The organism is Trichocoleus sp. DQ-U1, assembly GCF_039961925.1.
GTDB lineage: Bacteria > Cyanobacteriota > Cyanobacteriia > Cyanobacteriales > FACHB-T130 > FACHB-T130.
Genome location: NZ_JAMPKB010000126.1, coordinates 1 through 9,963 on the forward strand (window position 1 = coordinate 1; position 9,963 = coordinate 9,963).

A 9,963-nucleotide genomic window follows, 5' to 3' on the forward strand; every position below is an offset into this window, starting at 1 on the left:
GAAGCGATCGCTAGCGTCGATGGTGTTTTGGAAGATCCAGCTCCCGACGCCCTTGTAGTGGATCTAGCTGACAGTACGGTGAATATCCGCGCCCGTTGGTGGGTACAGCCGCCGCGACGTGCAGATATTCTCGATAAGCAGGATCAAGTTCTCGCTGCCATTAAGAATAAGCTCACGGCTAACGGCATTGATATGCCCTTCCCGACTCAGCAAATCCTGTTCCACGACCAAACCGAAGAGACAGATGGAGATCGCGCTCGTCAGCGTGAAGGATGGCCCGCTGGGAAACAAGAAGTGCCAAAACCTCGCAGCATCGGCGGTTCGCTCAGGAAGCTGGCTGAAATGCGTGCCCAAAGAGACGGGAATGGTAGCCATAGAAACGAGAACCCAGATCGCCCTCACACTGCCGACGATAATTAATGAAAAATAACTGATGAAAAACATCAAGCTGGGCAAACTTTGGGACTCGCTCCACTCCAGCTACTGGTTCGTGCCAACCCTGATGGCGCTCAGCGCGATCGCCTTGGCATTCGGAATGTTAAGCCTTGATCGAGCAGCCAAATCTGGCCCGATAGAGTCGTTGGGCTGGATCTACACCGGCGGGCCAGATGGGGTGAGAACGCTGCTTTCAGCCGTTGCTAGTTCGATGATTACCGTTGCGGGTACTGCCTTCTCGATTACAATTGTTGCCCTCACTCTCGCTTCCTCACAATTCGGGCCGCGACTGATGCGGAACTTCATGCAGGATACGGGCAATCAAGTCGTCCTGGGCACGTTTATCGGTACGTTCATCTACTGCTTGCTGGTACTGCGAACCGTGCGGGGAGATGACTACAACGTATTTGTGCCGCAAATCTCCGTCACGATCGGCATGGTGCTAGCGCTCGCCAGTATTGGCGTCCTGATCTACTTTATCCATCATGTCTCAACCTCGATGCAGGCATCCCATATCATCAGAGACGTTGGCAGGGAGTTGGACAATGCCATCGATCGCTTGTTTCCACAGAAGATCGGGCAGGGTAAATCAGTACCAAAGCAACGGTCGGTGGCGGAAATCCCCGCCGGGTTTGAGAAGGAAGCTGCTCCTATGTTGGCGAAAGAAAGCGGTTATCTTCAAGCAATTGATGACGAGCTGTTAATGAAGATCGCCACCTCAAAAGACCTCCTCCTGCGCCTGAAATATCGTCCTGGCAAGTTTATTGTGGAAGGAAGCGAACTGGTGATGATTTGGCCTGGAGAACGGGTGAATAAAAAACTCATCCACCACCTGAACCAAGCATTTATTTTTGGCGAGCAACGCACCGAACAACAGGATATAGAATTCCCCATTAATCAGTTAGTTGAAATTGCCGCTCGTGCTATTTCTCCTGGCATCAACGATCCGTTCACGGCGATCCAGTGTATTAACCAGATGACCGCTGCACTTTGCCGTCTGGCGGAGAGAGATTTTCCCTCGCCCTACCGCTACGACAACGACAACAACCTGCGAGCGATCGCTAATCCGGTGACGTTTGCAGAATTAGTTGACGCTGCCTTTAACCAGATTCGACAGTACAGCAAACCGGATATAGCAGTGAGAATTCGATTGCTGGAAGCGATCGCTCTCATCGCCACCCACACCCGCAACCAGAAAGACCGGGCGGCGCTGCTACGTCATGCCCAAATGATCGAGCGCAGTAGCTGTGAGGAAGTATCGGAGGAATTAGACCGAAAGGATATTGAGGAGCGATATTTGGCAGCGGTGAAAGCGCTAAAGGAGTTTTAAATGACGCTGCTCATATTTAGCTTGAAATTTAGCTTGAAAATAACTTAACTTTCCGATTGCGGCGCTTCCAGAACGCTGACATCAATTAAAGGGGTAACGTTAAACCCTTTGTCAAGTAATTGCCTTTGAATCGTCTGCGTCATGCGAGAGCGAATCTCTTCGGAAGACTCAGTAACACCCGCCTGACGCTGAACATAAACCGTACCCAACAACGTGTTCTGACCTTTGATATTCGAGGAGGTGAACCGAACATTGGCTTCCACCAGTTTCGCCAAACCGCTATCATTCACCACCTTCTGGATTTGGGCAACGGCACGCTGTTCGCGGCTGCTGCGCTGAAGTTCCGGGGAGCTGGAAAACTGCCAAGTCAGCAAGCCCAAGAGCGCTACAGCAGTCGCTGTAAAAGCAGATGGAAATATCCAGCGCTTGCCACGGTTATAGCGGGCACCTTGAGCAGATAGACCATAGGCGCGGAACATCAGGGAGGCGGAGAGATTAATCCCAACCAGTTGCAGCAACAGCACAAAGACGCCGTTTACTGCCATATCCCAGCGACCCATTGCGCTTGCCATCCCCACCATTCCGGCAGGCGGTGCCAGCGAAGCCGCAACCAGCATTCCGACCGCCGCCCCAGAGACGAGGCTACTTCTTTCCGATTGGACAAGATTCAGAGCGCCTGCCGCACCTGCGACCAGTGGCAGCAGCACGGCTACTGCCGAAACCGTACTGGTTGTGTTCATGGAGGATGTCACCACTTCCTGTCGCAGAATCAAGGTGAGTGCCCCAGTGACTAGGATTGTTACCGCCAGGGCTGAAAAGTATCGTAAAAGGCTCCGTCCGAGAAGTTCTCCATCGCCGCGTGCCGTAGCGATCGCTGTATTCATCGCTGGCCCTGCAAACGGTGCAATCAGCATGGCAGCGACGAGAAGATAGCTAGTATTGGTGAACAAGCCGATCCAGACCACCACACCCGCCGCCGCGGCATATCCCAGAAACCCTTTCCACGAGCCAACGCTTTGCAGCCCTGAGAGGAAAATTTCGATGGGACTGCGTGCCTGCACATCTGTTACCTGCTGCGCTGCTTTAAAAGGCGGTGGCTGCAAGGCGATGACTCCACGCGGAAGCAGCGTGACGTTCAATTTTGGCACCGATTGCAACTGTTCGAGGAGTTCCTCAACCTTTCCATTCGGCACGTGGACGATTACCACGTCTAACGATTCATCAGCTCCAGTCGCTTCAAACAGGGAAAGATTCGCTCCGTCACAAGTTTGGGCGATATCCAGAACTGTTTTCCCATACCCACGGGGAACCTGTACAAGTAGTTGGCGCATTGCGGCTGGCTATATTAAGTCTGCGTCCCTTGTACCATCTCGCACAGTATGGAAGTTCGCTCTCTAGCTAGAGGAATATTTCACTACTTTTCTACTAATCTCTGCTGGGGTTTTCTATGCACCTGGATATTTGCCCACAGTCTGACCGCTGTACCCTTGGCTCAGCTTTACGGCAAGCGCTTTCAAAACTGCTGTAGGAGTCATTAAAAATCTTATGAGCAATCTGAGTCCATCTGAAAAACGGGAACTCAAAAAAGAACAAGGTGAGTTTCTGCAACAGTTGGAAGACTGGCTAGAAACACCGATGCTATTGCTCGGCTTCGGGTGGCTGGCATTATTGGTCGTCGAACTAATTTGGGGCTTAAATCCCCTGCTGGAAATCATCAGCAACGTCATCTGGATCGTTTTTATCCTAGACTTCGCCTTACGATTGGTTCTGGCTCCTTACAAATTTATCTATCTCAAGCAAAACTGGCTTACAGCCCTCTCCTTGCTGTTGCCAGCGTTGCGCGTCTTCCGAATTACCCGCGTGTTTCGCTTACTGAGAGCCAGCCGGGGACTGCGACTGGTACGTGTCATCAGTTCTCTAAATCGGGGGATGCGATCGCTCCGAGCCAGCATGAGTCGTCGTGGTTTTGGCTACATCATCGCGCTGACGCTGGTGGTGACGCTGGTGGGAGCCGCAGGGATGTATGCTTTTGAAAGCAATACCCCTGATGGGCGCGGACTGAATGACTACGGTGCTGCACTGTGGTGGACAGCAATGATTATGACAACGATGGGATCGGAATACTGGCCTCAGACTCCAGAAGGTCGGGTACTCTGCTTGATCCTATCGTTGTATGCTTTTGCAGTGTTTGGCTATGTAACGGCAACCCTCGCCACCTTCTTTGTCGGACGCGATGCGGAAGACGAACAAGCAGAAGTAGCAGGTGCTAAATCTATCGCCGCGTTGCATGAAGAAATCGTTGCATTGCGGGCTGAGATTCAGGCGCTTTCCCGTCAGAAACCAGAAGCATGATATCAAATTGAATTAATTGCTTCGTTTATAGTTTGTTAGTAATGACTAATTGGGAAAAAGTTTTAAGTCTTGAATTAAAAAACTTTCTTCTAACTCAAAACTCAATACTGCAAACTCTCTTTACCCATGACCCATTTATGAGGAAAAAGCAATGCTGAGTAGCAATTGGCGAGGGTATAGAATCGCCGCTTGGGTTGGACAGTTTTTACTCGCGATCGCGATCGCCGTTGAATTGTATCACCGGAACTGGGTGGGTTCATTTACACTCGCCTGCTTCCTGGCTGCTTCGTTTCTGTTTGTGACCCTCGAAAATCAACTGCCAACGTTGTTTGATTTTCTGTTTGTTATCGCAGCCTTGATCAATGCGGGTGGCTGGGTTTGGGGTTTATTTTACCCACCGGGACCCTACGATGAAATTGCTCATGCCTTTACAACCTTTTCCATAACCCTGGCGCTGAGTTTTCTCGTGTATGAGTCAATGCTGACTCCGTTCCGCTACCACCGACTGCTGTATATCTTAACGATCTCTAGCTTCGGAATCGCCATCGGCGCTCTTTGGGAGATATTTGAATGGGTGGTGCAAGTGATCAATGACCTGGATGACACCATCGTGGATCTGATTATGGACACCATTGGAGCTTTAACGGCAGCACTGGTAAGCGTGTGGGCGCTACAAGAGCGAGTCCATCCAAAATCAACTGTCGAAGATCAATCAGTATCGCCAAAGCGCCGCCGTTAAAAATTTTTAATGAGTTGTAAGCCATGAGTCATTAGTCATCAGCAATAAACCAAAGACCCAGAGGTGGGGGAAATTCTTACTGATTATGCACCCACTTGAGCAGCCCTAGAGCAGTGACAACATTTACAAAGTGACCGGCAATCCCATTAAAATTCGCTAATACCACAAAAACATCAAGCGCCCGAATGATTTTGTAGGGGTCGGTGATTGCCACACCTGGAGGTTGGGATACAGATTTTGCTAGTAACACTCCCATACTCGCTCCACCACCCAACAGACATAACAAAATCCCCACCAAACCTGTAATTAAAGCTAGTCGCAGGACTTGAACGGTATCGGCTTTGGAGGGATGCACAGCCGAATTAGGATTTGCTAAACCTTTAGCGATGCGAGTGTAGCGGAAAGCTAAAAAGACACCGAATAACAGTGCGAAAAGTCCACAAATTGCCCAAAATATACCGACTCCTAGGGCAGGATTTGCTTCATTGGCAAAGTTACGACCAGAGATAGCAAATAATAAAGCGATGCCAGAAGCAACTGCCAATCCTAATTCGACCCAGAAGGCAATCCAGCCTACCAGACGAAAAATATTGGAGATTTTTTGTTTAGTTGGGGAAGGTGAGTGGGTGTCTGAGTGAGTTTGCATATCTGTCTCATGTTGCAAAAAGGAGCTGATACCCCACACCAGAACACTACCTCTACTGGCTCTGGTTATACGCCCACCTAGAGAGAGAACCGATACCTTGCCTAAAGATGAAAATTTATCAGTCAATCAACCTGTTTAAAACTTGAAGAATCAGAAAAATCGGCTAAGGGGAGGACGCCTTAGTGCCCAAATCCTATCAAGCTAAAGAGCAAGGGCACTGATTTCAGAGCCGCTATTGACGAGTGGCGTGTCTTTTTAGTCAAGATATTCATTCTAAAAAATATTCCCTCTTCTCAACTAAGATGCTGTTGGCAGTTGCAGAGTCTTCGGTATTCAATCCTGATGTACGCTTGCTGTCTGCAATCCTTGCAGTCACGTTGGCTCTGGTGCATCTCTACTCCGGTAAGCTGCGCTTTCTGGATGCCACCCCTCGCAGTATCTGGCTTTCTATCGGGAGTGGCGTATCTGTCGCCTACATTTTCGTCCATATCCTCCCGGAACTGAGTCAAGCACAGGAGACGGTTAAGGAGACGTTGGACGGGGGGTTTGCCTTTCTGGAACACCACGTTTACCTGGTGGCACTCATAGGCGTCAGCGTGTTTTATGGACTGGAGCGAGCTGCTACACTGTCGCGCCAGCGCAACCAAAAGGCGGGAAATGGAGATGTTACAGAAGCTGGGGTCTTCTGGCCGCACATCGCTTCATTCGCCGTTTACAATGCTTTGATCGGCTACCTGTTGTTCCACCCAGAGGAACCGGGTCTTAAAAGTCTTTTTCTGTTTTTCTTCGCAATGGCTTTGCATTTCGTGGTCAACGACAACGGCTTGCGCGAACACCATAAGGATGCCTATCACAAGAAGGGGCGCTGGATACTGGCGGCAGCGATTATCGTGGGATGGGTCATTGGGAGCGGAACCGAAATTCACGAGGCAGCGATCGCAGTCTTGTTTGCCTTCCTCGCCGGAGGAGTCGTCCTGAACGTGCTGAAGGAAGAACTCCCGGAAGATCGCGATAGCCGCTTTTGGGCTTTCGCTCTGGGTGCAGGTATCTATGCCGCGCTGCTGCTGGAACTGTGAAGCGGTGCCGATCTTTGTTTGCAACCAAAGCGTCTTTGCAAACAAAAAAATCGGGGCTGTTCTAGAAAATATCCTAGAACTGCCCCAATTTTTTGACGCTCAATGAGCAATTAGCGAATTATGCGATCGCTGCCATCTTCACATCGTTATTCGCCAGAACCTCTTGCAGTTCCTCAGCGTCTACCGTTTCCTTTTCAATGAGCATTTGAGCCAATTGATCCAGGATGTGGCGGTTATTCACCAACACTGCTTTGGCACGATGGTAAGCTTGATCCACCAAATTGTGGACTTCATCATCAATCGTCGCCGCAGTTGCTTCCGAGAAATCCCGCTCGGCGGCAATGTCGCGTCCCAAGAACATATTTCCTTGCTGACGACCTAAAGCAACTTGTCCCAAGCGATCGCTCATGCCAAACCGCATCACCATTTGACGCGCCACACGAGCCACCTGCTGCAAGTCATTCGAGGCACCCGTTGTCACTTCTTCTTCACCGAAGATGATTTCTTCAGCAAGCCGACCGCCCAAGGCGACTGCCATCTGATTTTGCAGATAAGAGCGGCTGTACAAACCAGAATCCATCCGGTCTTCACTCGGTGTAAACCAAGTCAAACCACCCGCACGACCGCGAGGGATGATGCTGATCTTTTGCACCGGGTCATAATCTGGCATCAACGCACCGACGAGAGCGTGACCCGCTTCGTGATAAGCCACCAAAGTTTTGCGCTTCTCACTCATCACCCGGTCTTTCTTCTCTGGGCCAGCTAGCACCCGGTCGATGGCATCATTGATTTCATCCATCGAGATTTCAGTCAGGTTGCGACGAGCCGCCAGAATCGCTGCTTCGTTCAGCAAGTTGGAGAGGTCAGCACCCGTGAAACCAGGAGTACGACGAGCGATCTTCTCCAGATCCACATCCTTCGCCAGCGTTTTGCCACGGGCGTGAACGTTGAGAATCTCCAAGCGACCGGCATAATCGGGACGATCCACGACCACCTGACGGTCAAAGCGACCCGGACGTAGCAGTGCGGCATCGAGTACGTCTGGGCGGTTCGTAGCGGCGATGATAATAATCCCCGTGTTGCCCTCGAAACCGTCCATCTCGGTCAGCAGTTGATTGAGGGTTTGCTCCCGCTCATCGTTACCGCCGCCTAAACCTGCACCCCGCTGACGCCCCACGGCATCAATTTCATCGATAAATACGATACAGGGAGCATTTGCCTTGGCTTGTTCAAATAGGTCGCGCACGCGAGATGCACCGACACCGACGAACATTTCTACAAACTCAGAACCAGAGATAGAGAAGAAAGGCACGCCTGCTTCCCCAGCAACTGCACGAGCGAGCAGCGTTTTACCCGTTCCCGGAGGTCCAACTAGCAGCACGCCTTTGGGAATTTTTGCTCCAATGGCGGTGAAGCGGTCGGCGTTCTTGAGGAAGTCAACGACTTCATTCAGCTCTAGCTTGGCTTGGTCAATGCCAGCGACATCCCCAAAAGTTACTTGGGTTTGTGGCTCCATTTGGACTCTAGCTTTGGATTTGCCAAAGTTCATCGCTTGAGAGCCTGGGCCACTCTGAGCGCGTCGTAGCAAGAAGAATAATCCAACCAGAAGCAGAACGGGGAAGAAGAGACTGCTCAAGGCGCGGAACCAGAAGCTGTCATCGCTCTGGGGCAAAACTGAAATGTCTACACCCTTGGTGGACAGAATGCTAATCAGGTCTGGGTCATTAGGCAGGTTAACGACGATCTTGCTGCCGTCTTGTGCTGTAACAAGCGCCTTAGTGCGGTCGGCACTAAGACCAACTCTTTCAATCCGACCGTCTTGAACTTCCTGAATCAGCTTGCTGTATTTCCAGGTTTCCCGACTTTGGGGTTGTTTGTCTAAAAATGCTGTTCCTAAGGCGATTACAACTATTGCTAGCAGCGCATACAGCCCTGCATTTCTCCACCGTTTGTTCACCGAGTTTCCTCCTAAGCTCTAGGATATGGGGACGCTTTGAATTTTTATTTGTATTAACTTATGTTAACCCGTCTCAGAATTCCTTGACACGGTTGGTTCATAGAAACCTTCAACAACGTCATCTATCTTCATCGTAACCGTCGCCACAAAAACAACCATCCTAGCCGGAACAATCTACTCCCACACCCTAGAAATGGGGCTACACAACATAGTCCCCCACCCTAGAAGGGTGGGACTACACAGACAAAGCCTGCCTACGCAGGCTTTGTCTCCTAGCCTGTAAAGACAGGGTTCGTTTGTGGAGTCGCGACTTCAGTCGTCGAGCTTTTTACGCTCAGGGGGAAGCTTGATGGGTTTGGTAGCGCTGAAATAAGCTCTGCAATTGCTCTAGGCTGCTGTGTAACGGGTCAAAAGTCAAAGTACCTTCTTGGCAAAGAACGGTATGGATCGGAACGACTTGCACCACGCAATTACTATAAGCAAGAACTGACAATCCTTTCACAAAGTCAGCATCCCAAGGTACTTGCCCAGGGGTTAGATTCTGACTTGCCAGCCAGTTGATCAGTTGCGATCGCGCGATTCCCGGCAAAATTCCGGCATCTAGAGGCGGCGTCCACCACTTACCATCCCGCCATCCCCAAAGGTTGCCCGTACTGGTTTCTAACCAATTTCCCCTATCATCGACCAAAATTGCTTCTATCGCTCCCATCTGCTGAGCTTTTCCCAATGCCAGCCAAGCAGGCAGGTAGTTCCCCGTTTTATGTTCGGGAATTGAGCGGCAAAATAACGGCTCTGCCGCTAGCCAACTTTTAACACCATATTTTTGTCTTTCTGTCAAATCATCGGGAAAAAACCGCCCGCTAATCCACTCTCGCCCATCGGGAAATAGGGTAATTCTGAGAACGGGGAAGTGTGGGATTAACGCTTCTGCTTGTTGCCGTAATTGTTCCCAGTCTGGCTGCTGCCAGTCAAACGTTTGCACGCTGCAACAGAGGCGATCGCAATGTCCCTTCCAGTTAGTCAGCGGACTCTCCAACGACTGCTCGTAAACCCGCAGCGTTGTAAACACCTTCGCTCCATAAAGCAACCCCGGATCGTCAATCGCTAATTCCAGGGTTCCCGACTCAATCAGGTTGCCGTTATACCAGTACATCTCATCACCTTTGGGTGAATACAATATACTTCAAAATACTACAGAAAGGCGACAAACGCTACACAAACGTCCTTTTGTACGTGCAACGCGAGACTTTTGAAACCCGCTTCGGTCGGGTTTAGTCTGTATAGATGCGAATTCTCTTCGCCCTTTTTACAGGCTGTACAGTGACTTTTTATTTGACGTGGAGACAGATTAGTGTCGTTAAAGAGGCAAAGCTAAACCTGGCTTGCTTTTTCCGCTCAATCTAAATTGGCAATGCTGATGGTCAAATG

9 protein-coding genes are annotated in these 9,963 nt (G+C 50.4%); 5 read left to right on the top strand and 4 right to left on the bottom strand.

From position 1 onward, the window contains the following. Positions 1–420, top strand: a 420-nt coding sequence (locus NDI34_RS26595; RefSeq protein WP_348234328.1) for a mechanosensitive ion channel family protein, incomplete at its 5' end; no start/stop codon positions are given. A gap of 13 nt (positions 421–433) precedes the next feature. Continuing rightward, entirely contained in the window at positions 434–1,765 is a 1,332-nt protein-coding gene (locus tag NDI34_RS26600; protein ID WP_348234329.1) for a DUF2254 domain-containing protein, read from the top strand. Between the two features lie 44 nt (positions 1,766–1,809). Here NDI34_RS26600 and NDI34_RS26605 read toward each other — a convergent pair whose 3' ends face one another. Further along, the gene (locus NDI34_RS26605) at positions 1,810–3,096 is read right to left on the bottom strand and encodes a DUF389 domain-containing protein (protein ID WP_190438860.1); all 1,287 of its coding nucleotides are present in this window, start codon (positions 3,094–3,096) and stop codon (positions 1,810–1,812) included. 214 nt (positions 3,097–3,310) lie between these two features. On the opposite strand from NDI34_RS26605, the gene NDI34_RS26610 reads away from it, so the two are divergent. Continuing rightward, positions 3,311–4,117, top strand: a complete 807-nt coding sequence (locus NDI34_RS26610; RefSeq protein ID WP_348234330.1) for an ion transporter — start codon at positions 3,311–3,313, stop codon at positions 4,115–4,117. Positions 4,118–4,268: 151 nt separating this feature from the next. After that, positions 4,269–4,856 carry a hypothetical protein gene (locus tag NDI34_RS26615; protein ID WP_190528059.1) on the top strand — a complete coding sequence of 196 codons (588 nt, stop codon included), beginning with the start codon at positions 4,269–4,271 and terminating at the stop codon, positions 4,854–4,856. A gap of 76 nt (positions 4,857–4,932) precedes the next feature. Here the strand turns inward: NDI34_RS26615 and NDI34_RS26620 are convergent, their stop codons facing one another. Next, on the bottom strand, positions 4,933–5,502 hold the full coding sequence (locus NDI34_RS26620; protein ID WP_190412026.1) for a DUF3611 family protein: 570 nt from the start codon (positions 5,500–5,502) through the stop codon (positions 4,933–4,935). Positions 5,503–5,804: 302 nt separating this feature from the next. Here NDI34_RS26620 and NDI34_RS26625 point away from each other — a divergent pair, with 302 nt between their 5' ends. Then, positions 5,805–6,578 carry a hypothetical protein gene (locus tag NDI34_RS26625; protein WP_348234331.1) on the top strand — a complete coding sequence of 258 codons (774 nt, stop codon included), beginning with the start codon at positions 5,805–5,807 and terminating at the stop codon, positions 6,576–6,578. Positions 6,579–6,696: 118 nt separating this feature from the next. Here the strand turns inward: NDI34_RS26625 and ftsH3 are convergent, their stop codons facing one another. Then, the gene (gene ftsH3 / locus NDI34_RS26630; RefSeq protein ID WP_190412024.1) at positions 6,697–8,535 is read right to left on the bottom strand and encodes an ATP-dependent zinc metalloprotease FtsH3; all 1,839 of its coding nucleotides are present in this window, start codon (positions 8,533–8,535) and stop codon (positions 6,697–6,699) included. Between the two features lie 334 nt (positions 8,536–8,869). Further along, positions 8,870–9,688: an aminotransferase class IV gene (locus tag NDI34_RS26635; protein ID WP_348234332.1), complete on the bottom strand. Its 819-nt coding sequence runs from the start codon at positions 9,686–9,688 to the stop codon at positions 8,870–8,872. Between the last annotated feature and the right edge of the window lie 275 nt (positions 9,689–9,963).